The sequence below is a fragment of the Pseudarthrobacter sp. As-47 genome (assembly GCF_058215595.1).
In genome coordinates, this window is record NZ_CM177088.1 from 1,864,973 (window position 1) to 1,890,422 (window position 25,450).

A 25,450-nucleotide genomic window follows, 5' to 3' on the forward strand; every position below is an offset into this window, starting at 1 on the left:
AGCATAGAGCTGCTGTCCGGTGTTGCCCGGGGCAGGGGCCTGCGTAACTGTTAGTTCAGCAGGCCATGCTGACCTACAATTTCCAGTAAATAACACTTTGTTGTGCCCATCAGAGCGGCGCCGACGAGTGGGGCCAACGGTGTCCCTTCCATACGCACGATCAGGAGGAAGGACGTCTCCCATGACCCAAACTCTTCACACTCCCAGCTGGTCAGAACCGGACCAGCCTGAGACTGCCATGTCGCCGTTCAAGCGCTTCGCAGCCCTGCCGGAGGCGGCCGGGCTCTACAACCCGGAGCAGGAGAAGGACGCCTGCGGTCTTGCGATCATCGCCACCCTCCGCGGCGAGCCCGGCTATGACATTGTGGACGCCGCCCTCACCGCCCTGCGCAACCTTGAGCACCGCGGTGCCGTGGGCGCGGACGAGGGCACCGGTGACGGCGCGGGCCTCCTCATGCAGATCCCGGACGAATTCTTCCGCGCGGTCACGGAGTTCGAACTTCCCGCTCCCGGCCAGTACGTGGCCGGCACCGCCTTCCTCCCCGCCGAACAGCGCGAGGCCGACGCCGCGAAGGCCGGCATCGAGGGCCTGGCAGCCGACGAGGGCCTGACGGTCCTCGGCTGGCGCGAAGTGCCCATCGTCGCGGACCTGGTCGGTGCCATGGCACGCGCCTGCATGCCCTACTTCTCCCAGCCCTTCCTGGCATCCGCCACCGGCGAGGAACTGGACCGCAATGAGCTGGATTCGCGCGCCTGGCGGATCCGCAAGCGGGCCCAGAACAAGTTCGGCGTCTACTTCCCGTCGCTGTCCTCGCGCACCATTGTCTACAAGGGCATGCTCACCACCGCCCAGCTGGAGCCGTTCTACCCGGACCTCTCGGACAAGCGCTTCAAGACCAAGCTGGCAATCGTCCACTCACGCTTCTCCACCAACACCTTCCCGTCCTGGCCGCTGGCCCAGCCGTTTCGCACCATCGCGCACAACGGCGAAATCAACACGGTCAAGGGCAACCGGAACTGGATGCGCGCCCGCCAGTCGCAGCTGGCCAACCCGCTGCTGGGCGACACCCCGGAAGAGCTGTACCCCATCTGCACCCCGGGCGCCTCGGACTCCGCGTCCTTCGACGAGGTGGCCGAGCTGCTGTGGCTGTCCGGCCGCCCCATCACGCACTCGATCATGATGATGATCCCCGAGGCCTGGGAAAACCACGCCACCATGGATCCGGCCCGGCGCGCGTTCTACGAGTACCACTCCCTGCTGATGGAACCGTGGGACGGCCCCGCCGCCGTCTCCTTCACCGACGGCAGCCTGGTGGGCGCCACGCTGGACCGCAACGGCCTGCGTCCCGGGCGCTTCTGGATCACCGAGGACGGCCTGATCGTCTTCGCCTCCGAGGTGGGCGTCATCGACGTCGAAGCCTCCAAGGTGGTCAAGAAGGGCCGTGTGTCCCCGGGCAAGATGTTCCTGGTGGACACCGAAGCCGGCCGCGTCATCGACGATGAGGAGGTCAAGGCCGAGGTCGCCGCCGCCAACCCGTGGGCGGAGTGGGTCAAGGACAACCTGATCGACCTCAACGAGCTCCCCGAGCGCGAGCACGTGGTCCACACGGCCGCGTCGGTGAACATCCGCCAGCGCACCTTCGGCTACACCACCGAGGAACTGAAGATCCTGCTCGGCCCGATGGCCCGCACCGGCGCTGAACCGCTGGGCGCGATGGGCTCGGACACCCCGGTGGCGGTGCTGTCCAAGCGCCCCCGCCTGCTCTTCGACTACTTCGTGCAGTCCTTCGCGCAGGTGACCAACCCGCCGCTGGACGCCATCCGTGAGGAATTGGTCACCTCCCTGACCTGTGCCATTGGCCCCAACGGCAACCTGCTGGACACCAAGCAGGTCCGCCAGCCGCAGGTCCAGCTGCCGTTCCCGGTGATCAACAACGACCAGCTCGCCAAGATCGCCAACATTGAAAACGCCGACGGCGACAAGGTGGCCATGAAGGTCCGCGGGCTTTACCGCCCCGAGGGTGGCGAGAACGCACTCCGCGCACGGCTCACCGAGATCTGCGAGCAGGTGTCCGGTGCCATCAACCGCGGCGTGCAGTACGTGGTGCTCTCCGACCGTGACTCCAATGCCCAGTGGGCGCCCATCCCGTCGCTGCTGCTGGTCAGCGCCGTGCACCACCACCTGCTGCGCAGCGCCAACCGCACCAAGACTGCCCTGGTGGTGGAAGCCGGCGACGTCCGCGAGACACACCATGTGGCCGTCCTGATCGGCTACGGCGCCTCCGCCGTCAACCCGTACCTGGCCATGGAATCGGTGGAGCAGCTGATTGCCGCCGGCGACGTCACCGGGGTCACCCCGCAGGACGGCGTGTACAACCTGATCAAGGGCCTCGGCAAGGGCGTCCTGAAGATCATGTCCAAGATGGGCATCTCCACGGTGGCGTCCTACACCGGCGCCCAGACGTTCGAGGCGCTCGGCCTGGGCCAGGAACTGGTGGACGAATTCTTCGCCGGCACCTACTCGCAGCTTGGCGGCGTGGGCCTGGACGTCATCGCCGCGGAGGTTTCCGCGCGCCACCAGATGGCCTACCCCGAGGGCGGCATCGAGCAGCCCCACCGCCCGCTGCTGGGCGGCGGCGAGTACCAGTGGCGCCGTGACGGCGAGCCCCACCTGTTCAACCCGGAGACGGTGTTCCGGCTGCAGCACGCCACGCGTGAGCGCCGCTACGACATCTTCAAGGCGTACACCAGGGGAGTGGACGACCAGTCCGAGAACCTGATGACCCTCCGTGGCCTCCTCAAGTTCAAGAACGAGCGCCCGCCCGTTCCGCTGGAGGAGGTGGAGCCTGTCTCCAGCATCGTCAAGCGGTTCTCCACGGGTGCCATGAGCTACGGCTCCATCTCCCAGGAGGCCCACGAGACGCTGGCCATCGCCATGAACCAGCTGGGCGGCAAGTCCAACACCGGTGAAGGCGGCGAGGACGTTGACCGCCTGCTCGACCCCAAGCGCCGCTCGGCCGTCAAGCAGATCGCGTCCGGCCGGTTCGGCGTCACCAGCCTGTACCTGACCAACGCGGACGACATCCAGATCAAGATGGCCCAGGGCGCCAAGCCCGGCGAGGGCGGCCAGCTCATGGCGCAGAAGGTCTACCCGTGGGTGGCCCGGACGCGGCACTCGACGCCCGGCGTCGGGCTCATTTCCCCGCCCCCGCACCACGACATCTACTCCATCGAGGACCTCGCGCAGCTCATCTACGATGCCAAGCGCGCCAACCCCTCGGCCCGGGTGCACGTCAAGCTCGTCTCCGAGGTAGGCATCGGCACGGTTGCCGCCGGTGTGACCAAGGCGAAGGCCGACGTCGTACTGGTCTCCGGCCATGACGGCGGAACCGGCGCCTCGCCGCTGAACTCGCTCAAGCACGCAGGTGTTCCGTGGGAGCTCGGCCTGGCCGAGACCCAGCAGACCCTGATGCTCAACGGCCTGCGCGACCGCGTGGTGGTGCAGGTTGACGGCCAGCTCAAGACCGGCCGCGACGTGGTCATCGCCGCGCTGCTCGGCGGCGAGGAGTTCGGCTTCGCCACTGCCCCGCTGGTGGTGGAAGGCTGCATCATGATGCGCGTCTGCCACCTGGACACCTGCCCGGTGGGCGTGGCGACGCAGAACCCGGAACTCCGCGCACGCTTCAGCGGCAAGCCGGAATTCGTGGTCAACTTCTTCGAGTTCCTTGCCGAGGAAGTCCGCGAAATCCTGGCCGAGCTCGGCTTCCGCAGCCTGGAGGAGGCAATCGGCCACGCCGAGGTCCTGGACGCCCGGGACGCCGTCAACCACTGGAAGGCCGACGGCCTGGACCTGGACCCCATCCTGCACGGGCTGGAGTTCGACGACGACGCCCCGCTGCGGAACATGACCGGCCAGAACCACGAGCTGGACAAGCACTTCGACCAGCGCCTCATCACCATGTCCACCGAGGCACTGACGGACCGCAGCCCGGTCAAGATTGCCGTGGACGTCATCAACACGGACCGTTCTGTGGGCACCATGCTGGGGCACGTCGTCACCAAGACGTTCGGCACCGATGTCCTGGCCACGGACACCATCGATATCACCCTGAGCGGCACCGCCGGCCAGTCCCTGGGCGCGTTCCTGCCCGCGGGCATCACCCTGCGGCTGTTCGGCGACTCCAATGACTATGTGGGCAAGGGCCTCTCCGGCGGCCGCATCATCGTCCGCCCGGACCGCACCAACGTGTTCAAGGCGGAGACCAACGTCATCGCCGGCAACGTGATCGGCTACGGCGCCACGAGCGGCGAGATGTTCCTGCGCGGCCAGGTGGGCGAACGCTTCCTGGTCCGCAACTCAGGCGCCACCGCCGTGGTCGAAGGCATCGGCGACCATGGCTGTGAGTACATGACCGGCGGCCAGACGCTGATCATCGGCCGCACCGGACGCAACTTCGGCGCCGGCATGTCCGGCGGTACCGCCTACGTCCTTGACCTGGACGCTGCCAGCGTCAACAAGGACGCCCTGCAGTCCGGCGAACTCCAGCTCCGCGAGCTGGACGCCGAGGACCGCGACATTGTGCACGGCCTGCTGGTCAAGCACGTTGAAGAAACTGATTCCCAGCTGGCGGCGCGCCTCCTCGAAAACTTCGATGACACCGCCGCCCGCATTACCAAGGTGCTGCCGCGCGACTACGCTGCCGTACTGCAGACCCGTCTCGACGCCATCGAAGAGGGCCTGGACCCCGACGGCGAAGAAGTGTGGTCCCGAATCCTGGAGGTAACCGGTGGCTGATCCACGCGGATTTTTGAAAGTACGCCAGCGTGAAACCCAGCCGCGCCGTCCCGTTCCCGTCCGCATCATGGACTGGAAGGAAGTGTACGAGGCGCAGGAGAAGGGCACCCTGAAGGCCCAGGCCGGCCGCTGCATGGACTGCGGCGTTCCGTTCTGCCACCAGGGCTGCCCGCTGGGCAACCTGATTCCCGAGTGGAACGACCTCACGTGGCGGGACAAGGGCGAGGAAGCCATCGAGCGCCTCCACGCCACGAACAACTTCCCGGAGTTCACCGGCCGTCTCTGCCCGGCACCGTGCGAAGCCTCCTGCGTCCTGGGGATCAACCAGCCTGCGGTCACCATCAAGCAGGTGGAAGTCTCCATCATTGACGAGGCCTGGGACAACGGCTGGGTGGAGCCCCTGCCTCCCGCACGCCTGACTGGCAAGACGGTAGCCGTCGTCGGCTCCGGCCCCGCAGGGCTGGCAGTGGCGCAGCAGCTCACCCGAGTGGGCCACACCGTGGCCGTGTACGAGCGCGACGACAAGATCGGCGGCCTGCTCCGCTACGGCATCCCCGACTTCAAGATGGAAAAGGAGCAGGTGGACCGCCGCGTCGAGCAGATGAAGGCGGAAGGCACCCGCTTCCGGACTGGCGTCGCCGTGGGTACCGACGTGACCTGGGAGCAGCTGCGGCGGCGTTACGACGCCGTGGTGGTCTGCACCGGCGCAACCGTCCCCAGGGACCTGCCCATCCCGGGCCGCGACCTGGACGGCGTCCACTTCGCCATGGACTACCTGGTTCCGGCTAACCGCGCCGTGGCCGGGGAGACCATCGAAAACCAGATCCACGCCCAGGGCAAGCACGTGGTGATCCTCGGCGGCGGCGACACCGGCGCGGACTGCCTCGGCACTGCGCACCGGCATGGTGCAGCCTCGGTCACCACCCTGGCGATCGGCAAGCAGCCGCCGTCGGAGCGCGCCGGCCACCAGCCGTGGCCGACGTTCCCCACGCTGTTCGAGGTTGCCAGCGCCCACGAGGAAGGCGGTGAGCGCACGTACCTCGCCTCCACCGTGGAGTTCGTAGGCGAGGACGGCAAGCTCACGGGCGTCAAGGTGGCCGAGACGGAATTCGTTGACGGCAAGCGCCTGCCCAAGGCCGGAACGGAGCGGATCATTCCCGCGGACCTGGTGTTCCTGTCCCTGGGCTTCACCGGAGCGGAACCCGCCGGCATCACCGAGCAGGTCAAGGCCGAATTCGACGGCCGCGGCAACGTGTCCCGCGACGGCTACTACATGACCAACACCGAGGGCGTCTTCGTGGCCGGTGACGCCGGCCGCGGCCAGTCGCTCATTGTGTGGGCGATCGCCGAGGGGCGCGCCGCCGCCGCAGCCGTGGACAAGTACCTGATGGGCAGCACCATCCTGCCCGCTCCCGTGGCCCCGACGGACCGCGCCATCGCCGTCCTCTAGCGATACACCGGAGGTTCACCTCCGTGACAACTTAACCAATGCAAGAGACCAATAGGGTAGGTAAATGAGACGCGCAAAAATTGTGGCTACGTTCGGCCCGGCCATCGCCAGCTACGAAAACACACTCGCGGTACTGGAAGCCGGTGTTGACGTTGCCCGCATGAACATGAGCCACGGCGACTACTCCGTGCACGACAACACCTACGAGAACGTCCGCAAGGCAGCCGCGGACCTGGGCAAGGCCGTGGCCATCATGGCCGACCTCCAGGGTCCCAAGATCCGCCTGGGCCGCTTCGTTGACGGCCCGCACGCCCTCGCCGTTGGTGACACCTTCACCATCACCACCGAAGACGTTCCCGGCACCAAGGACATCTGCTCCACCACGCTGAAAAGCCTCACCGAGGACGTCAACGTGGGCGACGCCCTGCTGATCGACGACGGCAAGGTGGCCCTGCGTGCCACTGCCGTTGACGACGTCAAGGTGGTCGCCGAGGTGACTGTTGGCGGCATGGTGTCCAACAACAAGGGCATCAACCTTCCCGGCGTGGCCGTCAACGTGCCCGCGCTGAGCGAAAAGGATGAGGACGACCTCCGCTGGGCCATGCGCCGCGGTGTTGACCTGGTGGCACTGTCCTTCGTCCGCGACGCCTCGGACATTGTCCGCGTCCACGAGATCATGGACGAGGAAGGCCGCCGCGTGCCGGTCATCGCCAAGATCGAGAAGCCGCAGGCCGTGGAGCAGCTGCCCGAGATCATCGACGCGTTCGATGCCATCATGGTGGCCCGTGGCGACCTCGGTGTTGAGCTTCCCCTGGAGGAAGTGCCGATCGTCCAGAAGCGCGCCATCGAACTGGCCCGCCGCTGGGCCAAGCCGGTCATCGTGGCAACCCAGGTGCTCGAATCCATGATCGACAACCCGCGCCCCACCCGTGCAGAGGCCTCCGACTGCGCCAACGCCGTCCTCGACGGTGCGGACGCTGTGATGCTCTCCGGCGAGACCAGCGTGGGCAAGTATCCCATCGAGACCGTCAAGGTCATGGCCCGGATCATCGAGTCCACCGAGGTCCACGGCCTCGAGCGCGTCCCCCCGCTGGGTACCAAGCCCAAGACCCGTGGCGGCGCCATCACGCGTGCCGCCGTCGAAATTGCCGACCAGCTGGACGCAAAGTACATCTGTGCTTTCACCCAGTCCGGCGACTCCGCACGCCGCCTGTCCCGCCTGCGCCCCATCAAGCCCGTCTTCGCGTTCACCCCGGTGGAGCAGGTCTGGAACCAGCTGGCACTGACGTGGGGCATCCAGCCGGTCCTGGTCCAGATGGTGGACCACACCGACGAGATGACCGCGCAGGTTGACCGCAGCCTCATGGAGATGAACCTGGTGGACGACGGCGACCTGGTGGTTATCGCCGCCGGTTCGCCTCCCGGAAAGGCCGGTTCCACCAACTCGCTGAAGGTGCACAAGGTGGGCGACCTCGCCGACTCCACCCGCGTTGGCGAAGCAACCAGCAACAAGGAAAAGCTCGGCCCCTGGCCGGAAAAGAAGAAGAAGGCCTAAGGCTTTCGGACTGACGAAAAGGACCCCTGCCAACCGGCGGGGGTCCTTTTCGTTTGTGGTCTTATTGGTTGGGCCTGCCGGAATTTTGGCAGACCCAACCGGGCGGAACTAGTTGACCTGGTTGATGATGGTCTCGGCCACTTCGCGCATGCTCAGGCGGCGGTCCATGGAGGTCTTCTGGATCCAGCGGAAAGCTTCCGGCTCCGTAAGGCCCATCTTGGTGGTGAGCAGGCTCTTGGCGCGCTCCACGAGCTTGCGGGTGGCGAACTGCTCCTGGAGGTCGGAGACCTCGCTTTCCAGGGCCTTGATTTCCTCGTGGCGGGAGAGGGCGATCTCCAGTGCGGGGATGAGGTCTGCGGGGGTGAACGGCTTCACCACGTACGCCATGGCGCCGGCGTCGCGGGCACGCTCCACGAGTTCCTTCTGGCTGAACGCGGTCAGCAGCACCACAGGGGCGATGCGGGCCTTGACGATCTTCTCCGCGGCGGAGATGCCGTCCATCACGGGCATCTTGACGTCCATGAGGACGAGGTCCGGCTTCAGTTCCTCGGCGAGCTGGACGGCCTTCTCGCCGTTGTCCGCCTCACCCACAACGTCGTAGCCTTCGCCGCGCAGGATTTCGATGATGTCGAGGCGGATGAGGGTTTCATCCTCGGCCACAATGACGCGGCGCGCCGGCTGGGACGTGGGTTTTGACTCCGTCTGTTCAGTCACGGGATCTCCTTGGAAAGGTACGGCGGGGACATCACTATCTTAGGTGCGCCCGGTCCTGTACATGATCTGCATGGTCGGTTGCGGCGTCGGCGGCGCGATTCTGGAATTCAGCCTATCTGGCTGTAGAGTAATTCCGCGTACGTGAAGCGATCGCGTTGCTCACAATCAGCTGTGGGCGTACCGGGTTGCTTTGTGTATTCCGCGCCCGAGTGGCGGAATTGGCAGACGCGCCGCACTCAAAATGCGGTATCGAAAGGTGTGTGGGTTCGAGTCCCACCTCGGGCACAGTGTTTCCGCAGGTCAGAGGCCTGTTTCGTGTTTGGGTGTTGACAAAAACGCCCAAAGTGTTGACAGCGGCGTACCGTTTTTTGTGTGGCCAGCATTCGCAAACGCACCAAAAAGGACGGCACCTCGTCCTACATGGTGCTGTGGCGCGACCCCAAGACCCGCGAGCAGCAGGGCCTGACAGTTCCCACCATCGCCGAAGCCGAAACCCTCAAGCGGTTGCTCGACGCCAACGGACAGTCCTTCGAAATCGCGCAGCATGCGATGCTCTCCAACGAGAAGCGCACACCCACCGTTGCTGAAGTCATTCAGGAGCACATCGACCTGCTGATCCGCCCGTCGAGCGGAACCACGAAGACGTACCAGACGATGCTGGACCTGCATATCCGGAACGTCATCGGCCACGTGCCCGTGGACAAACTCGATTACCGGCTGATAGCGCACTGGGTGAAGTCGATGATGGCGAAGGGCAAGGCCCCGAAGACTATCCACAATGTGCACGGCCTGATCTCGGCAGCCATGAATACGGCGGAGATGCTCGGCTACATCACGCGGAACCCCTGCCGTGGGGTGCAGCTACCGGGCGTTGAGAAGGCCGAGGACGAGGCGATGTTCCTCACCCATGGGGAGTTCAGCCTCATCATGGAGGGGATGGGGGAGCGGTACAAGGCCTTCACCAACTTCCTGGTCATGACCGGTACCCGTTTCGGGGAGGCCACCGCGCTGACAGTGGCGGATGTTGATCTTCTGTCCAAGCCGCCCACGGCCCGGATCAACAAGGCATGGAAACGGGACGGCCAGAACCAGTTTTACATCGGGGCGACGAAGACAGGTGCCGGTAAACGGACCATCGGGCTGAACCCCGCGCTTGTGGAATTACTGATCCCGTTGGTGGCGAGCAGGCCCGGTAAGGAACTTGTGTTCACGACGCCCAAGGGCGAGCGCATCATCCACAAGCTCTACTGGCACCACTACTGGGTGCCTGCCGTTCGCACCGCCCAGGCAATTGGCCTGACCAAGAACCCCCGCATCCACGACCTCCGCCACACCCACGCGTCCTGGCTGATCCAGGACGGGGTGCCCTTGTTCACCATCTCGCGCCGGCTGGGGCATGCTTCTACGCGGACTACTGAGCAGGTGTACGGGCACTTGATGCCGGAGGCGCTGCAGGCAGGTGCTGACGCGACTGAGCGGTCGATAACGGCCTTTCTCCGCTGACTGCGTCTACAGTGCGTCGGCCTGGATGCACGGGCAAAATGCGAGGGATTGCCCCATTAGGCCTTCCGTCATGTCGGTAAATCCTCCGGAGTGCATGAATCTGAGAAACCTGCACCATTCCTTGGGAGTTGCCGTGGACATCGAATTCTTTGAGCCCGCAGAAGCCGCGGCGCTGATGCGCTGCACAGAGTCCTGGTTGCGTGACGGCGCAACTAGTGGGCGCTTCCCTCACGCTTGCTGGGGAAAGGGCAAGATCATCTTCACCTCGGAACACATCCTGGAAATCGCCAAGTTGAGTGAGATCCTCCCCGGTAGCACTGGTTCCTCGCTCTCCGCCACTGGGCCCGTGACGAAGGAAAGGCTAATCGGTACTCGGTCCAAAGTCAGACTGGCTACTGCGCGATGAGTAAGCGTGACGTTTCCCGTGAGGGCGATGGTTCGAACAGTTGAGGCAACTAGTGGCAGCCGTAGCGGACCCCCGCAGAGTACTAATGGCACGGACGTGTGGCAGGCACCACGGACCCGGTTACCTGCGGCAGGTGATGGTCAAAGCTAGCGTGGAACAACGCCCTGTAACCAGAAGGACCATGAAGACCACCTGTTCTCCCGCCAAAGTCCTGACCGCTTTCACCGCAATGATGCTGGCTGGGTCCTTAGTAGGTTGTGACGCCGCAGCCAACGCTTTCGAAATCATCGAGGCTGCTCCAGGCGTCGCTGCCGAGGCGCCGTCCCCTGGCGGTGACGCCGCCAACGCCCTTGTACAACTGGAGAGCCTTCCGGTGAAGGGGCGCGCCCCGAAGACCGGCTACACCCGCGATGAGTTTGGACCGGCCTGGGCTGACGTTGACCGCAACGGCTGCGACACACGCAACGACATTCTCGCCCGCGATATGACCGATGAGACGTTCAAGCCCGGCACCAACAACTGTGTGGTCATGACAGGAACCCTGGCCGATAAGTACGCCGGCACTACGATTACCTTCACGCGCCGCCAGGACACGAGCTCCGACGTCCAGATCGACCACCTCGTTCCGCTCAGCGATGCTTGGCAGAAGGGCGCACAGCAGCTCAGCGCCGACCGTCGCAAGGAACTCGCCAACGACCCGCTGAACCTCATGGCCGCCGACGGCCCCACCAATAGTGCCAAAGGGGACAAGGACGCCGCCACGTGGCTGCCGCCGAACAAAGCTTTCAAATGCGCGTACGTCGCCCGCCAAGTTGCCGTCAAAGCTCAGTACGCCCTTTGGGTCACCCAAGCCGAGCATGATGCCATGACGGGGATACTTTCGAGCTGCAGATAGATCACGGCGTCCGTAGGTCGTTGACGGGTGGACCGGCCGAATTGTTGTACCAACGTTGGATGAAACAGTTCCGGCTGTAGCAGCTTGTCCTTTCTGTACGCCTCAAAGACCTACTGGCAGCTCCAGGCCGTGGTCCTCCTATCCATCTGTTCTCAGGCCGCCGAAGCCTACCGGCTTGCAATCTCAGGCGGCCGAAGATTGCGATCCACAAAATCCACCGCTTACCCACCTAATAGGGCTAGAGGTCTGCAGTTTGCTTTTCCTTTCCAGGAGATTCTCGGGGGAACAAGCTAATTGTCTGGATGCCAGTCAGCAGTAGGGCATGCGCGGCGCTTCGAATACAAGCTAACGTCGATGCCTGGCGGCGACTCGACCACCCGACACGCCGGTTACGAATTATTTCTTTGCGCTTGTTCTGGCCACCCTTCGGGGAAATGTAGGGAAAGCCGCCTGGCGCTCTGAGTGTTCGTCTGGCGCACTGAATGTTCCATATGGCGCATCGTGTGTCCATTTGGAACATTTGGGCCTATACAGGGCACGCCGTGCATGGCCGAGGTTTCCCCCGATGTTGACGGCCAGAGCTAACAAACGGAGCAACCGCCTGGCTGGGCTGGGAGTCTAGCGCTGTCCCGGCAGCCTCGCCGATATCATTGAATCTTGGGCCTCGGCCGCATGAGGACAAGTCGTGACAGGGGATGCGTGACGTGGGAAGCAGTGACTATCCGTCCATGGACGTGAAGAAGTTCCGTCGTCTCCTCATCAAGATGGGTTATACCCCCACTGGCAACGGCAAGGGCAGCCATGAGATACTCGAGCATGAAAAGTATCCCCCCCTGACGTTCTCCGGTCATGCATCAAAGGAGATTTCCGGGGGATTGGTGAAGCAGATCCTACGTAAAGAGGTAGGGTTGTCCGACGAGCAGGCAAAGGAGGTTCTCCGTGGTAAGTTCCGCCCAAATGATCATCACTAGGTGGGGGGAAGCGCAAGCAGTCTCCCTATCAAGCCCACAGCTTCCAGGGATTGTGGCCGCCTTCGACAAAGACCCCACGCCTGCAGAGATCATGTCCGTAGCCAAAGCGGCCGGCCTTGCTGATGATGGCGAATTTGATGTTCACATAGAGGAAACCCTCTGCGTTGAAGACACTCAGTACTTCGTTCGCGCCCGTCACGACTTCCGCGCTGACCTGCGTTTGGCCATTCTGAACCGTATCCTCCATGAACTAAGCGCCAACAAAGAGATGCGCGTTCACGCCGCCAAGGATGATCTCGACGACGTGATCTTCATCGCTGCCCTGCCGTCTGACACTATTGCTGCGACCATCGCCACAGCACGGTCTGGCCAGCCGATCAACGTCGCTTCGGTGAATCCGGTGACTGAAGATCTCGCCTGCGTTGCTGTCATTCATGATGCCGCAGAAGCAACCGGGCCTTCCCTTGAAGAACTCGGACTGGAGCCTCTTTCGCCGGTCGAAAAGCTCCTTCAAATGGAGCCGGGACTGCGCCGCCACTCCCACGACCACGAGCTCATTCAACTTTAGTCTCGAGGTCCACACTCGCCTTGGTAACGCCCCGTCCTTGAATTAGGGCGGGGCGTTACTCAGTTTTTCGTCTTGCTAACAGCCCGTTCTCGGTCCCTGCACAGCTAGGCGGCTGAAATAACAAGGTCTGTGCTTGGCGCTGCTGCGCATGTCGATGTCGCATCCACCGCTTACCCACCGGAAAATGTACGGAGCCACTAGGCTAGGGCTTGCAAATCACGACTTTGGGGGAGGCCTGCATGGCTGCGACAACTTGCGGACGCTGTGGAAAGTACAGCCACATGACCAGTATTGGACCCGCGGTCACCGCGGAATATGCCTCGGGTGCCGCGCATATCATCGAGAACCCCTTCCGATGCGACAACTGTCACGGGCTGAACATTGGCGGCGCCCGTGTGCTTAGTCTCCCTATGAACACCGGTCGTGAAGACGCAATGGGCGCGTACTGGCATACGCAGGAACCGGACTTCTGGCACCCGCAGTTTGTTCAAGGCCAGGATTATCCCGACGTACCCGAACACGTGGAGCGTCCGGCATCTGAAGCCCACATGTGCATGAGTGTGTCCGCGCACATGTCGGCTATCCTCATGGCCCGGTCAGTCATTGAAGCAGTTGCCAAGGACCACGGCATCGATTCTGGAAGCCTGTTCAAAAAGATCGACGCCATGCACAGCAAGGACCTCATCACCGAGTTTGCCAAGAAGACAGCCCACACAATCCGGACCTTCGGCAACGATATGGCTCATGGAGATTTCACTGTCGAAGTGGATGCTGCCGACGCGAAGGGCGTCCTCACCTTCATGGACTACATTCTGCGCGAGGTCTACCAAGCGCCGGCCGAGCTCCAGCGGCTGCAGGATGCTGCTGAGGCGCGGAAAATGGCCTAGACGTACAGACCTGGGGATGTCTCGTAGCCAGTCGTTAGCCCGTCGTTCACTCGTGAGGCGTATCGTCCGTGAACCGGCACTGTAACGGCCCTCAGGGGATCTACGGCGGCGGTAGGTGGCACGCAACGCCGGCTGGGGGCGGAGCGGGCCACCGCCCCCGGGCGAGATGTCAGTGCGGGATGCTAATTTCGAGCAGACCTGTGGCAGCCAGCCGCCGGCAGAACAACGATTGGGGAAAGCAATGAGCAATGACTATTCGACCGCCTGGGATTCTTTGGCGGAGACAATCGGTGCCGCCAAAGGGCAGAGCTCAGGCAGCATCACCGACGTGGACCACCTGACGGTGGATCAGCGGCTCAAGGTTGCAGAGGTGGCGGCTCTGCTGTCTATCGCTCAAGAGCTGTCAGCTTTGAATCCCCAGAACACCACATCCTTCGACGAGGATGGCAACGAAATCAACGGCTGGGGCGCCGTCACAAAGAAGGCGAAGCCGAAACCCGGTCGGATGCATTCCCTCTAGGCAGCGATGAGCCCCCACCGCCGATAAAGGCGGTGGGGGCTCATGTTTGGGCAAACTCAGTTAGGGAACTATTCCGGTCTTATGCAGCCCCTTGCCCCGCCTTGATTTGGAAAGTAAGTAGGCTGTCTATATCGTTGAGGGGTCGCTTCGCATGTCCCCCCCCATTCATGTGAAAGAGGCCTTGAAAGGCCCCGCAGCGTGATGCGGGGCCTTTCAATCTGCTCTTGACATCTCGTCACATGGTTTACGCCGTTCGTGGCCCCGCTGAGGTGACTACCCAGCCGTTGGCGCCGTTGGCGTTCCGCTGCCAGACCAGCTTTACGCGCCGGCTGTCCGTTGTGAGGTCGATAATGGTTCGCGTCCCTGACATCACCGTGAGCTTGTTTGTGCCATTTACGGCTCCATTCACGATGATCTCGTAAGAGAGTCCCCCAGGCAGCATTTCGGCGTCGGACGGGAGCGTGACCGTGCGCGGCGCGGTAAACGGTGTACCGAAGTAGAGGACCTGCGGATCACCAAGGGCCACCGTTAGGTCGGCGTCCCCCTTGACCTCAGAAATGCGCCCGTTGGCCCATTTCTGGACCGTCACCATTTCGGCGGTCTGCTTGGTTGCTGGCTTTGTCAGCTTCCACCCGCTGATGATCTGAGCGTTATCCACGCTGATCTGGTTGTTCCGGCCGCCGTCGAAGACGTAGGCGTTGGCGTTGGTTCCGTCGCCCGCTTCCAGCATGCCGACCTTCAGGTATGCAGAGTCACCGCCCGCGCCGACACGTGCCAGGTACACCTCGCCGGACGTTGGGGCGATGTTGTTGAAATCCGACCGGACACGCAACTGGCCGAACTCCACATGCGCCTGTGTGAGAACGTCGATCATGACCTGCGCCGCCGTGTAGGTGGCCCGCTCAAGCTTGAGAGCGCCGATGGTGTACCGGGACGTAGCGGCGAACTCGAAGAGCTTGGGGCCGAGCAAAGCCCAGATGATTTCAATGGAGGCCACCATGCAGCATGGCCCCGAAGAATAAATATAGGTCCCGTCATGGTGTTAGCCTCGACAAAGATGCGCCCGAAGTTGATGTTTGGGCCGTTATTGATGACGCCGGTCCAGTCGATGGCGCCGCCGGTAATGTGCTTGTTGAAGTACAGGTCATCTGCGGTGAATCCCCAAGGGACGACTTGGCCCGGGGTTACTTTCCAACCGTAGTAGCCGTTGTAGAAGAACAGCCCCTCCATGCGGAACTGGTAAGCCATTGCCACGAACAGGAGGGGGATAGCGTTGGTGTTCGTCGCGGGCCGGTTGTTGGTGTACCGGAAGCCCATGTCTTTGATGGACCACATGCGGAAGCCGGCGGTATTCGGCGTTTCCGTGGCACCCGTGCCGAGACGGAAAATCGGAATGTTGTCTGTGGTTTGCCAGATCGTTGTGGATGCGCGGCCCATGCCACGGATGCCGAAGCCTTCGACGCCGGGGAAGTCGATATCCGCTGAAAGGGTGTACGCGGCATGAGGCAGGACGCCTATCTTTTTGTTCGCCGCGAGGTAGTCGATGAACTCCTGAAACTTAACTGTCTCATCACCGACGCCGGTAAGGCCGAACTTCGCGGCTGACACTTCGAAGTCGTTGACGCCAGCAAAAAAGCTAGCGCCATCGTTTTCCACCTTGTCAAGAATCGTGGCAGAAAGTGCCTTCGCGGTTTCGGTCCCCGGGGTGGTGACGAGGTCCGCGACGGACGTGTCATCGGCGACGCCGGCGGGGCCCTGCGGACCTGCCGAGGCGTAAGCCAGCGCGGCCCAGGCAGTTACGCCGTCGCCCAGTTTCAGCTTGCCCGTGTCCGACTCGACGCCAGGTTCGCCCTGGCCGAGAACGGGGTTTACTTCTGCCCACTGAGCGGCCGGGCCGCGGCGCAGTTGGATTCGTTGTGCCATTAGGCCTTGCCTCCGTCGATCGAGGGGTTGTCAGTGAATTCGGTGAACGGCCCGCCGCCGTCGAACGTGTCTGCTAAGCCGTTGTTCTGAGGTTCAAATGGCTCTCGGCCAGAGACCATTGCAAGAATGCTAGCTTCGGCCTGAATATTGATCCCACTCCAGGCCCGGGGGGACTAAGGTTCGCACATCGTCTTGCTCGGGCCACCTGTCGCCTGCGTAGAACCAAAAGGACCGCCCGGAAATGTCATGACTCCCTCGTGCGCAGGAGCTTTTGCTGTTTGGGGGCCTGAGATCGTCACTTTGCCTGTGTAGCGGTACTGCCACTTTCTGGTGCCTAGCAGCTCTGGACATGTCCAGAGCGGGGGCGTTCAATTGAAGCTGGGCCCTGGCGCCACCGGTGGCTCTATAAACAGCAGTCACACTTGCTGTCCACTGCGAGGAGGGGGCGGTATGGACCAGCAAAAATCGCAAGAGCAGGGGCCAGCGCAGGTTGCGGCCGAGGCATTCGTATCACTGCGGCTACCGAGCCACCTGACTCTAGAGAGGCTCATCGCAATCGTGGCCGCCCGACGACGGCGTCGAATCGAGATCGAAGCCACGACGATCCTCAACGGCACTTCTGTCTGCGGTCTCTGGCTGTCGACGGATACCCGGGAAATCATTCTGCACGCCGTCACGGACTCAGCACTCCATAGGCAGCAGTTCATCCTTCATGAACTTGGGCATATGATCCTGCGCCACGATGAGTTGGGAATTTCCTCCGACTATGCAGCAAGCCTCTTCCCGAATCTTGACGGAGAGATGGTGTCACGAGCTTTGGCACGGAGCAGCTTCGTCGACGACCTGGAGGCCGCAGCTGAGACTCTCGCAGATCTTCTGGCCGGCGCTATCCGCGACAGCACCCTGGAGCCTAAATCCTTTGAACAGGTCTTCGGGTGATCCAGGCAGTCACGGCTGCGGTCATCTGGGGCCTCGTTCTGTGCTTGCTGCCCGGCGCGCGCACGAGGAAAGACCACAGCATCCTCGTTGCCGCCGTTGCGATTGCAACCGCGCTCACCTTGAATGTCGATCCAATATATGTCGCCGGTGATCGAGCCCTCGGCGGCCATAACATCCTGGATCTTCTCGCGAACATCTTGATGGTCGTGGGAATCTACTTCCTTTCCCAGGCGATCCTCCGGGCCGCAGAGCTCACCGATGCACCTGTGCACAGAGACCGTCGCGGCATCCTAATTTTGGGTCTAGTCTCCGTGGGGCTGGTCCTTGCATTCCTCCGCATCGAAGCACCAGTATCCTCAACGAAATTCATGTTGGATTACGGGGACCAGCCGGCTGCCGCACTCTATTCCGCCATCCAGTTTGTCTATATGGGGGTGGTAGTGGGCGTCACCGGATACGTGTGCTTTCGATTCCGACGGCGGATGGCTGCTTCCTACTTTCGCGTCGCCTTCACCCTCATCGGCATCGGCTGCTTCCTGGCTCTCGTCGTAGTGTTCTCAGTCTTGGGAATGGACCTAGCCCATCTTCTCGGAGACCAGTCGACCATGCAGCAGTTGGCGGCTATCTACGACACCAGTTTTGTCGGCGCGATGTTGTTCCTGTGTGCCGGACTGGCCCTGCCACCAGTAGCGCGCCGGATCGTTCAACGAACGCAACAGAGGACTCAAGCTGGCTTACTCGAAGGCCTCACATCCACTTGGGAAAAAGCCACAGCTACCCGCAAGGATGGACGCCTGGTGACTCCCGCTGGAGTCATTGAGCGGGGAGACCCAGAGACGCGGAGGCTTCATCGGATGCTCGTCGAGATCGAGGACGCTCTCCTGATGGATCCCGCTGCTGCTAAGTTCCTTGATGAAGCTGATTTTCAAACCCTGACTCGAACAGAGCATTACCTCGCTTCCCATAGGGACACGCAGGGTGGCCGAATGGGCATGGCGCGACGCGGGAGGGGGAAGAACCCAAGTGGCAGATGATGCCGTAGAACCCGCGGAGTCGCCGCAGGCCAGACTCGCTCGCAAGATCAATCTCTTACTGGATTTGTATGAGTCCCGGGGAACAGGGCCCTTGTCCTACAGGGAAGTCAGTGAAGCGATGTCTCAACATGGCACGCCATTGTCGCGATCAAGGTGGGCCTATATGCGAAGCGGTGATAGTTCCCTGGCTATGGACCAGGATCTGCTGCAGAACCTTGCGGCATTCTTCGGCGTGGATCGCCGATACCTTCTGGATGACTCCGCGGAGATACCCGAACTAGTGGAAGCTCAACTCAACCTCCTTAGGTCCATGCGGGAGGCTCGCGTCAAGAATTTCGCAGCTCGGCAATTGCAGGAGCTGTCTCCCGAGACGCTGGCCCGGCTTAGGGAGGTCATCGACGAGCAGGTCAGGAGCGAAGATGACGGCTCCTAAAGTGCTGGGCTCGCTAGCCCTTGCAGCTGTATGTGCATCTTCAATAGCATTCCTCGGTGCCGCCTACTTTGTGCGCCGGGTGGTGGTGCCGAGCACTACACGACGGGAGGATCTTCCCATCAGGCAAGTCTTCTCCGGCGAGGATGGATCCCTGAGGATTGAACTGCCAGCGACCCCATTAACGAGAGCGCCAGGCCGATACAGCTTGTGGTTCGGCAACGGCAAGGGGCACGTCTGCATTGGTGCTGTCGTGAACGAAGGCACGAATGCGGGAGCAGTGACTCGTCTTGTGGAGCGAGTCGACTCCGGTGACCTACACGCTGCTACCGCCGGCATCTGGAGCGGGTACGCGTACTCCAAACCAGAGCAACTGGGCATGCCTTTTGAGGACGTGGAGATCCCGGTCGATGGCGGCATGGCGCCTGCATGGAAATTCTCGCCCACCGCCGCCGGTCCGGTGTCCTCGACATGGGCCATCCACGCGCATGGAATGGGTGGGAAACGGGCCGGCGCCCTTCGCGGTGTTCCTGTTGCGAGCAGACTCGGCATCACCTCGCTGGTCGTGTCGTTCCGGAACGACGGCGAAGCGCCGCCGTCGAACGATTCCCGGTACTCATTGGGCCAGAATGAATGGTTGGACGTGGAAGCGGCCATCAACTACGCCGTGGACCATGGCGCTGAGCGGCTCGTATTGTTTGGATGGTCCCTGGGCGGTTCCATTGCCCTGCGAGCAGCAAATCTCTCAGCCCACTCTGATCGGATCATCGGCCTGGTGCTCGTGGCTCCCGTCCTGGATTGGGCCGAGACTCTGACGTCAAACGGGAGTGCCAGTGGATTGCCCAAAGCTATCGCCAAGGCTGGGCTGAGCTTGTTGGGTTCGAATGTGGGCCGCTGGATCACCGGTCTCAAGCAACCCATTGACCTCTCCGCGCTGGACTGGCTTACCCGCGCTGGTGACCTCAAGACACCGACCCTCATATTGCACGGGACCGACGACAAATCGACGCCGGTCGCAGCTTCTGAACGGTTCGCAGAACTACGACACGACCTCGTTCAGTTGGTTCGCTTCGATGTTCCGGGGCATTCACTCGAGTGGAACGCCGATACCGAGAAGTGGGAGTCGTCCGTTACGCAGTTCCTGAAGTCGCTGCCCGCTGACTGAAACGTGGCCGCAAGGTCCGCAAGCTCCCTTTCGACCATGTCCGGCCGCGCTTTATACGTTCCCGAACCGAGGATGACTAGGCCTGCCTCGCATAGAAGGCTGAGGTGTTTGCGGACAGAGGGAGCAGAAATGGTGAGGGCTGCACCGACCTCACGGCAGGTCGCCGGGCCATGGGTGATCAAATAGCGAATGAGGCGGCTTCGCGTCCGGTTCATCAAGATGTTCGCCATGGAGACCACCAGGTGACGAGGGAATCTCTTATGGCCCGCTGTAGACGGGTCTACAGCAGAACGATACGCTCATCCTCATACGGATGGAAGGATGAAGGCCCGCTTATTGCATGTGGACTTGGCCAAGGCAATACTGGGCAACAATTAGTGTCGCTGACGATAGCCATGTCTTGCTGGGAGGTGAATCGTGTCCGGAGACGAAGAAGGTCTCAAAGGCGCGGAACTGTCTCCCCAAGCCGAACTTGCACGGCGCTTGAACCTGCTCCTCGACGTTGTTGTTGCGGAGCGAGGGCAACCCGTCACGTTCCGCGAAGTCCAGCAAAAGCTGGCGGAGAAGGGCATCAAGCTTTCCCGAGCCCGCTGGTTCTACATGAAGGACGGCACAGGCAGGCTGGTGAGCGAGCCGGCGCTACTAGGCGCCCTGTGCGACATCTTCAATGTGGATCCGGATTATCTGATGGGCAGCGATGCCTCAAATCTGCCCGAGCGCATTGATTCCCAGCTTGAGTTTGTGAAAGCTCTCCGCGCTGCGAGGGTGAAGACGTTCGCAGCTCGGACCCTTGGTGACGTGTCGCCCGAAACGCTTCGGGCGATCACAGAGTACTTGAATAGGGACATCAGCCGTCGGCCAGACGGGGAGACGGCCGAGGCCGGTCCGCAGTTGGACGCGGATGAGGCGCCGGAGCGCGCCGACTAAACGTCGGGCTCATCTTTCCAACCCACTGCGGCTACTTTTCCAGCAAGTACTTAAGGTGAGCGTCGAGCAGTTCCTTGATCCGCACGGGGTTCGCGGAATACCGCGGTGACCGTCCGTGCCTACGTCCAGGCTCGACGTCGACCATCACCACGCCTGCCTCTTCAAGCGCCGCCAAGTGCTTTGCCACGCTGGGATCGCCCGCACTGACAGCAGCGACGATATCCCCGCGCGTCGCAGGCCCGCTGGCCGTGAGGAATCGAAGAATTTCGTTTCGTGCCCGGTTGCCGAAGGTTGCGACGGCAGCTTCGACGTCGACCGACCAGGCGGCGTCGTGAGGCTGCGTAATTTTCGGCATAAAGTCATTCTTCCCGAAGGCAGCGCAAAAAGTAAGAACAGCACTCTTGACGATACTTTAGTTATCTTCGACAATAATTCCTGTAGCTTCTTCTGATCGTTGTTGGATCCCCGCATCCACTAACTGGGGTGGCCGTTTTGCGCGACTCTGCGAACTACTCGATCTAAACAGTCAAAGCGGTGAAGCCATGGAAATTCAAGCCAAGGCGTATAAATCTACAAAGGGACCAGAGACGGTCACTGACGTTGATGTCTCATTGCGCAGCGCACCTCCGCCGGGAGAACCCGTCATCCAGATCGACCGGATCATGGTCGCAGTTGATGGGGTGCACCGTTACGTCACTTCCCGGCTCGCGCGGATCGGGCGATCCTGCGATGTGGACGATGTCATGCAGGACATCCGGGTCGCCGTTTGGGACGGAGTTGCGCGTGGACGCTACCGGGAGCTGCCTGGCATCCCGTTTGAAGCGTGGGTCCAAGGTGTCTGCAATAAGATCTGCGCTGCCCATATCCGGCGCGAGCTTAGCCATCAAACGTTGCCCTTGCTTATTGACTTCACGACGACGGAAAGCTCACCGGAGCTTCTTGCTGTCGTCCATGCCGGTGCGGCAGGAAATGACGTCGAGAAGTATGTTGATCAAGCCTGGGCACACGCCATGCTGGGCCTGGTCCAGCGCAGCGTCAGTGAGGAAACCTGGAGGCTTGCCGTCACCAGCCTCACAGGGCCGAGGCATTACGGACCTCCGTCTCCCAAGGACCGGCGTCGATGGCATGCCGTGACCGTCGTTCGGCAGACGGCCAAAACAATCAACACGTCGTTGAACTGCCATCCCGAACCCGGATTAGGCGTCGACGAACTTTGCCGGTGCGCTGCGAACTGCCTTCCCACAAACGTTCTTCGGAGCATCGCGGAAACCATAGTCCGACCGGGCTTGCGCGGACTGGATAGGTCCGTCCAGATGGCTGCTCTAGCTTGTGAGCTCGGCGTCACCGAGAGGTACATCGCGGTGAATATCGGATTTGCGCGGCAGCTGTACCAGGCAGCTTGGCGCGTGCTTCAGCACGAAGCGAATAGACCGGCTGTTTGAGCCATGGTTGTCCTTCGCCGGAGTTGGCTATGAATCGGTTCCGGAAAGCTGGCCGCTGGGAGTGGTTGGCGGCGGGACTCTTTGCCCTGCTCATAATTAGTGGAGCCTTCTTACTTTGGCCTGCCGATAACCCCAACGGACGGGTCCTACCAACCACGTCCGCGACTGCGCCTGCAACGGCGAAGCCATCAGGCACTTCCACTGCACCAGGCAGAACATCCCGTGTTCCTGACAAGGCAGACGTTACGCCGGAGGCAATGCCGGATGGTTTGCCACGTACCCGCGATTACCGGGCGCTTGCTGTAGCGGCAGCAAAGGGAATCTATAGCTGGGACAGCCGTTCGTCGTCGTACTCGGATATATATGCCAAGGTGCGGTCGTGGTGGGAGTTGCTGCCTGATGGATCGAATACCTTATCTGTGCTGGTTCGAGAGTTTGAAGGGACTGGCGTGACGGCGGGGACGTTCACCACCCTGGCAGACCAGTCCGCTCGCCGAAGCGGCACCGCTGAGTCCCTGCGCTGCGATCTCGAGTTGGCCAAAGTTCAGGAGTATCCGGCGCCGTGGGAGGGTCTTCACGTATGCACGGTGACGGTGCAAGTTGTGGACGAGTCTAGTAACGGCAGAAGTGCCTATGCGACACCTGTCACGGTGATGGTCAACTGTCCTCCTGCCACCACCGCTCCATCTGGGCGCTGCGCCATGGTTGCCTTTTACGCAACCGCAGAGAGAATCGTCTACTAGTGGCTGCACTGGTGGTCGTCGCAGGCCTCATGCGGCGCCGGGCATTGGTGAAGGTCGTATCCGCGGCCGCTTTCCTCGTTCTGCTTGGTGGCGCCATGGCATTTGCCGGAGGCGTGGCGGCGCTAACTGGTATGGCGCGCCAATCTGCCGTTGCCTGTGCGCCAGCGGAAACCGAGGTGGCTACTGCGCCTAGCGTCGCTGGTACTGGCTTGGAAGTTCGGAACGCCGGGCGCTTACTCTACGAGCTGACGCCTCGGCAGGAGAGCGTTGCACGGACATACATCGCGGTCGGCAAGCAGCTTGGAATACCGCGCTCCGGGCAGATCATCGCCATCATGATGGCGCTGCAGGAATCAAGCCTGCGCATGCTCGCGAACCCCAGCGTGCCGGCTTCCCTGCAGTTTCCCAATGACGGCGTTGGGCGTGACCACGACTCGATCGGTTCGGCCCAACAGCGTCCAGCGGCGGGTTGGGGGACAGTTGCGCAGCTGATGGACGTCTCTTACAACGCGCGTGCCTTCTTTGGCGGGCCGTCGGGGCCGAATCGCGGCAGTCCTCGAGGACTGCTGGACATTCCCGGTTGGCAGGCAATGGACAAAGGTCTGGCTGCCCAAGCCGTACAGGTGTCTGCTTTTCCTGAACTCTATGCACGTTGGGAGCCGGCGGCCACGGCAATCGTTGCTGCGCTTGACAGTGGCACTGCTCCTGCGTCCTGTACCGATTCCTCGCCCGCGCCGCGGCCTGGGGCAACTTCCCGCAACTTGAGCCAGCTGCGTCAGGATATTCTGAGGTTCACGCAGGAGGGTTTGGGTGGAAGCTATGTGTGGGGCGGCACTGCCTTCAAAGCTTGGGACTGCTCCGGCTATGTGCAGTGGATCTACAGGCAAGCCGGAGTCGAACTGCCGAGAGTAGAACAATGGCGAGTCGGTGCCCGAACCGAGGATCCTAAACCGGGAGATCTCGTTGTTCAGAATCCGCAGGGACCTGACAACTGGGGCCACGTCGGCATCTACGCGGGCAACGGCATGATGTGGAGTGCTCTCAACCCGGCGGTGGGCACACTGTTGCATCCTGTTAACTGGAATCCCGGCGCGGCATATTTTGACCTGTTGGAGCGTTGACGAATTCTAGTGCCATCGATACGTCGCTCACCTGCGGCGTCCCGCCTATCGCTGAGACTTGCTATTGACCGCTTGAACCGAACACGTACCGACGGGCAACGCAAGCCAGCTCGATTTCATAGCAGAAAAACTTTCATGGCAGCCTCGGTGCAGCCCGGGCTTCCGGGCGGTTCAACCCTTGCTGGCGGCAGCGGTCGTTTTCGACTGTGCGATGCGCCGCTTAGACGGTGGAGGTTGCGGCTGACATCGGCCAGCCGGTGTCCAATAGTTGACACATCAGGCGGTTTTCTCAACCGTATTCTGCTTCGCCTCCAACGCGTCCAAAAGCCTCACCATCGAGAAGAAGTTCCAAAACATCCATTCGAGGTACTCCTCGCGCTCCTCGCTGAATTGCTTACCGACGCTATGGCGAATGTGATACCTGTTGGCGATGTTGAAGATGTCATCGACATCTCCTTTGGTTGTCTTGCTCTCCAGATATTTCCTCTGCGGCTCCAGTCGCTTGTAGAGAAGGGCCAAGGCGGCTCGCTTGTCGATATTGTTGGCGTTTCGGGCGCGGAACATGCGGATGGCATGTGCAACCTCGTCAGCACGGTTTTCGGCTCGGTTCTCGACTTCTTGGGTCAGGAGCGCGTCCTGTTCCCGGCTGAATGAGTGGACGAGTCGCCCCCGCTCCTTGCCTACGGAGCCAAGCATTAGCGGCGCCTTGTGCTGACTGAGTAGGGTGTTTACACGCCAGCGGTAGACTGCGCCTCCCGACTCACGGTTGAAGTCTGAGTAGTCGAAACCGCAATTGTTCCAGTTGTGCCATTCAGACTTCCTCGGGCGCTGGGCCTGATCGTTGAAGTACTCGACAAGCGAGTAGACAGTCACGTCCGGTAGATGCTTTGCATCCATTGGCGAAAGAGGCCAGTCGACGGCCTGCTTTGTTGCTCGGCGGATTTCCCGTGTAACGTCCATCGGCTCAGTCCAGTTGTCGTCCTCGCATATTTTCGGCAGGATTTTTGGAAAGTAGCCCTTCGAAGACATCGTATTCACGAGGTCTATGAAGTCTTCCGCGAAGGTGTAGCGGCTGTCCGGTTCAAGGTCGATGTGCCCGCCGGAGTGGCGCTCGGCGAAGTAGACCGGTGGCTGGTAGGGCGCCAGTCTGGCTTCATCGGTGAGGAGGGCCTGAAGCCACGGTCGCACGGGATTGACAGTCGGGGCGGGCACTCCCCATGTTGCGGCGTCCCGTTGGCTGGCCATTTTGCCGCAAACTCCTCGGCCACGCCTTCATCTTCGAAGGCTTCCCTGAGCAGATGTTGAGTCCAGGGGAGGAGTTCAGTCTCCGAAGCGCTTTGAAGAATGCGGTGCGCTTCCCAGACGAACAGGGTGCGCGGCCACGACAGGCTGTAAACAGGATCACTCACGGAAGTAAGCCTAATCGTTGGAAGAGACATATTGCCGGACAGGGGGAAGCGCG

22 protein-coding genes, 1 tRNA gene and 1 pseudogene are annotated in these 25,450 nt (G+C 61.8%); 18 read left to right on the plus strand and 6 right to left on the minus strand.

The window, feature by feature from the left end; all coding sequences use genetic code 11:
• Window positions 1–181: 181 nt before the first annotated feature.
• From gltB to pyk, 3 genes are all read left to right on the plus strand, one after another.
• Window positions 182–4,795 (plus strand): glutamate synthase large subunit, encoded by a 4,614-nt coding sequence (gene gltB / locus AC4BCK_RS08575; protein WP_490566834.1) that lies wholly within the window; start codon window positions 182–184, stop codon window positions 4,793–4,795.
• Entirely contained in the window at window positions 4,788–6,245 is a 1,458-nt protein-coding gene (locus AC4BCK_RS08580) for a glutamate synthase subunit beta (protein WP_174179226.1), read from the plus strand. Before gltB ends, AC4BCK_RS08580 begins: the two co-directional genes overlap by 8 nt.
• A 64-nt stretch (window positions 6,246–6,309) precedes the next feature.
• Complete coding sequence (gene pyk / locus AC4BCK_RS08585) at window positions 6,310–7,800, plus strand: pyruvate kinase (protein ID WP_174179224.1); 1,491 nt, start codon at window positions 6,310–6,312, stop codon at window positions 7,798–7,800.
• 108 nt (window positions 7,801–7,908) lie between these two features.
• Here the strand turns inward: pyk and AC4BCK_RS08590 are convergent, their stop codons facing one another.
• A complete protein-coding gene (locus AC4BCK_RS08590; RefSeq protein WP_009358190.1) occupies window positions 7,909–8,514 on the minus strand; it encodes an ANTAR domain-containing response regulator in 606 nt (201 codons plus the stop codon).
• Window positions 8,515–8,717: 203 nt separating this feature from the next.
• On the opposite strand from AC4BCK_RS08590, the gene AC4BCK_RS08595 reads away from it, so the two are divergent.
• The 7 genes from AC4BCK_RS08595 to AC4BCK_RS08625 all read left to right on the plus strand — a co-directional run bounded on the left by AC4BCK_RS08595 (window position 8,718) and on the right by AC4BCK_RS08625 (window position 14,264).
• Window positions 8,718–8,799: transfer RNA gene (locus tag AC4BCK_RS08595), tRNA-Leu, on the plus strand.
• A gap of 87 nt (window positions 8,800–8,886) precedes the next feature.
• Complete coding sequence (locus AC4BCK_RS08600) at window positions 8,887–10,017, plus strand: tyrosine-type recombinase/integrase (RefSeq protein WP_490566835.1); 1,131 nt, start codon at window positions 8,887–8,889, stop codon at window positions 10,015–10,017.
• 587 nt (window positions 10,018–10,604) lie between these two features.
• On the plus strand, window positions 10,605–11,318 hold the full coding sequence (locus tag AC4BCK_RS08605; protein WP_330188542.1) for an HNH endonuclease family protein: 714 nt from the start codon (window positions 10,605–10,607) through the stop codon (window positions 11,316–11,318).
• 728 nt (window positions 11,319–12,046) lie between these two features.
• Window positions 12,047–12,289 carry a type II toxin-antitoxin system HicA family toxin gene (locus AC4BCK_RS08610; RefSeq protein WP_330188541.1) on the plus strand — a complete coding sequence of 81 codons (243 nt, stop codon included), beginning with the start codon at window positions 12,047–12,049 and terminating at the stop codon, window positions 12,287–12,289.
• Window positions 12,290–12,341: 52 nt separating this feature from the next.
• The gene (locus AC4BCK_RS08615; RefSeq protein WP_330188540.1) at window positions 12,342–12,857 is read left to right on the plus strand and encodes a hypothetical protein; all 516 of its coding nucleotides are present in this window, start codon (window positions 12,342–12,344) and stop codon (window positions 12,855–12,857) included.
• A gap of 281 nt (window positions 12,858–13,138) precedes the next feature.
• Entirely contained in the window at window positions 13,139–13,744 is a 606-nt protein-coding gene (locus tag AC4BCK_RS08620) for a DUF4145 domain-containing protein (RefSeq protein ID WP_330188539.1), read from the plus strand.
• Between the two features lie 241 nt (window positions 13,745–13,985).
• The gene (locus AC4BCK_RS08625) at window positions 13,986–14,264 is read left to right on the plus strand and encodes a hypothetical protein (protein WP_330188538.1); all 279 of its coding nucleotides are present in this window, start codon (window positions 13,986–13,988) and stop codon (window positions 14,262–14,264) included.
• Window positions 14,265–14,508: 244 nt separating this feature from the next.
• On the opposite strand, the gene AC4BCK_RS08630 is transcribed toward AC4BCK_RS08625, so the two are convergent.
• Together AC4BCK_RS08630 and AC4BCK_RS08635 are read right to left on the minus strand one after the other, a co-directional pair.
• Entirely contained in the window at window positions 14,509–15,234 is a 726-nt protein-coding gene (locus AC4BCK_RS08630; protein ID WP_490566836.1) for a hypothetical protein, read from the minus strand.
• Window positions 15,135–16,187, minus strand: coding sequence for a hyaluronate lyase N-terminal domain-containing protein (locus AC4BCK_RS08635; RefSeq protein WP_330188536.1), 1,053 nt, complete (start codon window positions 16,185–16,187; stop codon window positions 15,135–15,137). The genes AC4BCK_RS08630 and AC4BCK_RS08635 overlap by 100 nt, the downstream gene beginning before the upstream one ends.
• Before the next feature lie 450 nt (window positions 16,188–16,637).
• Here AC4BCK_RS08635 and AC4BCK_RS08640 point away from each other — a divergent pair, with 450 nt between their 5' ends.
• The 5 genes and pseudogenes from AC4BCK_RS08640 (at window position 16,638) to AC4BCK_RS08660 (ending at window position 19,755) form a co-directional block, all read left to right on the plus strand.
• Window positions 16,638–17,126, plus strand: a complete 489-nt coding sequence (locus tag AC4BCK_RS08640) for a hypothetical protein (RefSeq protein WP_330188535.1) — start codon at window positions 16,638–16,640, stop codon at window positions 17,124–17,126.
• On the plus strand, window positions 17,123–18,160 hold the full coding sequence (locus AC4BCK_RS08645) for a hypothetical protein (protein ID WP_330188534.1): 1,038 nt from the start codon (window positions 17,123–17,125) through the stop codon (window positions 18,158–18,160). The genes AC4BCK_RS08640 and AC4BCK_RS08645 overlap by 4 nt, the downstream gene beginning before the upstream one ends.
• Before the next feature lie 190 nt (window positions 18,161–18,350).
• A complete protein-coding gene (locus AC4BCK_RS08650) occupies window positions 18,351–18,593 on the plus strand; it encodes a hypothetical protein (protein WP_425256434.1) in 243 nt (80 codons plus the stop codon).
• Window positions 18,580–18,876, plus strand: a pseudogene (locus AC4BCK_RS08655) (DUF8805 domain-containing protein); the annotation flags it as partial. The gene AC4BCK_RS08650 and the pseudogene AC4BCK_RS08655, both read left to right, overlap by 14 nt.
• Before the next feature lie 93 nt (window positions 18,877–18,969).
• Window positions 18,970–19,755, plus strand: a complete 786-nt coding sequence (locus AC4BCK_RS08660) for an alpha/beta hydrolase family protein (RefSeq protein ID WP_330188532.1) — start codon at window positions 18,970–18,972, stop codon at window positions 19,753–19,755.
• Here AC4BCK_RS08660 and AC4BCK_RS08665 read toward each other — a convergent pair.
• Window positions 19,647–19,985 carry a winged helix-turn-helix domain-containing protein gene (locus AC4BCK_RS08665; protein ID WP_425256435.1) on the minus strand — a complete coding sequence of 113 codons (339 nt, stop codon included), beginning with the start codon at window positions 19,983–19,985 and terminating at the stop codon, window positions 19,647–19,649. The two genes, AC4BCK_RS08660 and AC4BCK_RS08665, sit on opposite strands and share 109 nt — an antisense overlap.
• 187 nt (window positions 19,986–20,172) lie before the next feature.
• Between AC4BCK_RS08665 and AC4BCK_RS08670 the strand changes: the two genes are divergently transcribed.
• Entirely contained in the window at window positions 20,173–20,682 is a 510-nt protein-coding gene (locus AC4BCK_RS08670) for a hypothetical protein (protein ID WP_330188531.1), read from the plus strand.
• A 31-nt stretch (window positions 20,683–20,713) separates the two neighbouring features.
• Here the strand turns inward: AC4BCK_RS08670 and AC4BCK_RS08675 are convergent, their stop codons facing one another.
• The gene (locus AC4BCK_RS08675; protein ID WP_330188530.1) at window positions 20,714–21,037 is read right to left on the minus strand and encodes an ArsR/SmtB family transcription factor; all 324 of its coding nucleotides are present in this window, start codon (window positions 21,035–21,037) and stop codon (window positions 20,714–20,716) included.
• A gap of 187 nt (window positions 21,038–21,224) precedes the next feature.
• Between AC4BCK_RS08675 and AC4BCK_RS08680 the strand changes: the two genes are divergently transcribed.
• Window positions 21,225–22,124 carry a hypothetical protein gene (locus AC4BCK_RS08680; protein WP_330188529.1) on the plus strand — a complete coding sequence of 300 codons (900 nt, stop codon included), beginning with the start codon at window positions 21,225–21,227 and terminating at the stop codon, window positions 22,122–22,124.
• 742 nt (window positions 22,125–22,866) lie between these two features.
• Window positions 22,867–23,988: a C40 family peptidase gene (locus AC4BCK_RS08685; protein WP_330188528.1), complete on the plus strand. Its 1,122-nt coding sequence runs from the start codon at window positions 22,867–22,869 to the stop codon at window positions 23,986–23,988.
• A gap of 276 nt (window positions 23,989–24,264) precedes the next feature.
• Here AC4BCK_RS08685 and AC4BCK_RS08690 read toward each other — a convergent pair whose 3' ends face one another.
• Complete coding sequence (locus AC4BCK_RS08690) at window positions 24,265–25,233, minus strand: hypothetical protein (RefSeq protein ID WP_490566837.1); 969 nt, start codon at window positions 25,231–25,233, stop codon at window positions 24,265–24,267.
• Between the last annotated feature and the right edge of the window lie 217 nt (window positions 25,234–25,450).

Bases quoted from the DNA above. Each gene is read 5' to 3' on its own strand.
- gltB (WP_490566834.1), top strand. From the start codon at position 182: ATGACCCAAACTCTTCACACTCCCAGCTGGTCAGAACCGGACCAGCCT.
- AC4BCK_RS08620 (WP_330188539.1), top strand. From the start codon at position 13,139: ATGACCAGTATTGGACCCGCGGTCACCGCGGAATATGCCTCGGGTGCC.
- AC4BCK_RS08665 (WP_425256435.1), bottom strand. From the start codon at position 19,985: ATGGCGAACATCTTGATGAACCGGACGCGAAGCCGCCTCATTCGCTAT.
- AC4BCK_RS08625 (WP_330188538.1), top strand. From the start codon at position 13,986: ATGAGCAATGACTATTCGACCGCCTGGGATTCTTTGGCGGAGACAATC.
- AC4BCK_RS08640 (WP_330188535.1), top strand. From the start codon at position 16,638: ATGGACCAGCAAAAATCGCAAGAGCAGGGGCCAGCGCAGGTTGCGGCC.
- AC4BCK_RS08605 (WP_330188542.1), top strand. From the start codon at position 10,605: ATGAAGACCACCTGTTCTCCCGCCAAAGTCCTGACCGCTTTCACCGCA.
- AC4BCK_RS08660 (WP_330188532.1), top strand. From the start codon at position 18,970: ATGCCTTTTGAGGACGTGGAGATCCCGGTCGATGGCGGCATGGCGCCT.
- AC4BCK_RS08680 (WP_330188529.1), top strand. From the start codon at position 21,225: ATGGAAATTCAAGCCAAGGCGTATAAATCTACAAAGGGACCAGAGACG.
- AC4BCK_RS08650 (WP_425256434.1), top strand. From the start codon at position 18,351: ATGGACCAGGATCTGCTGCAGAACCTTGCGGCATTCTTCGGCGTGGAT.
- AC4BCK_RS08610 (WP_330188541.1), top strand. From the start codon at position 12,047: ATGGACGTGAAGAAGTTCCGTCGTCTCCTCATCAAGATGGGTTATACC.
- pyk (WP_174179224.1), top strand. From the start codon at position 6,310: ATGAGACGCGCAAAAATTGTGGCTACGTTCGGCCCGGCCATCGCCAGC.
- AC4BCK_RS08690 (WP_490566837.1), bottom strand. From the start codon at position 25,233: ATGGCCAGCCAACGGGACGCCGCAACATGGGGAGTGCCCGCCCCGACT.
- AC4BCK_RS08635 (WP_330188536.1), bottom strand. From the start codon at position 16,187: ATGGCACAACGAATCCAACTGCGCCGCGGCCCGGCCGCTCAGTGGGCA.
- AC4BCK_RS08675 (WP_330188530.1), bottom strand. From the start codon at position 21,037: ATGCCGAAAATTACGCAGCCTCACGACGCCGCCTGGTCGGTCGACGTC.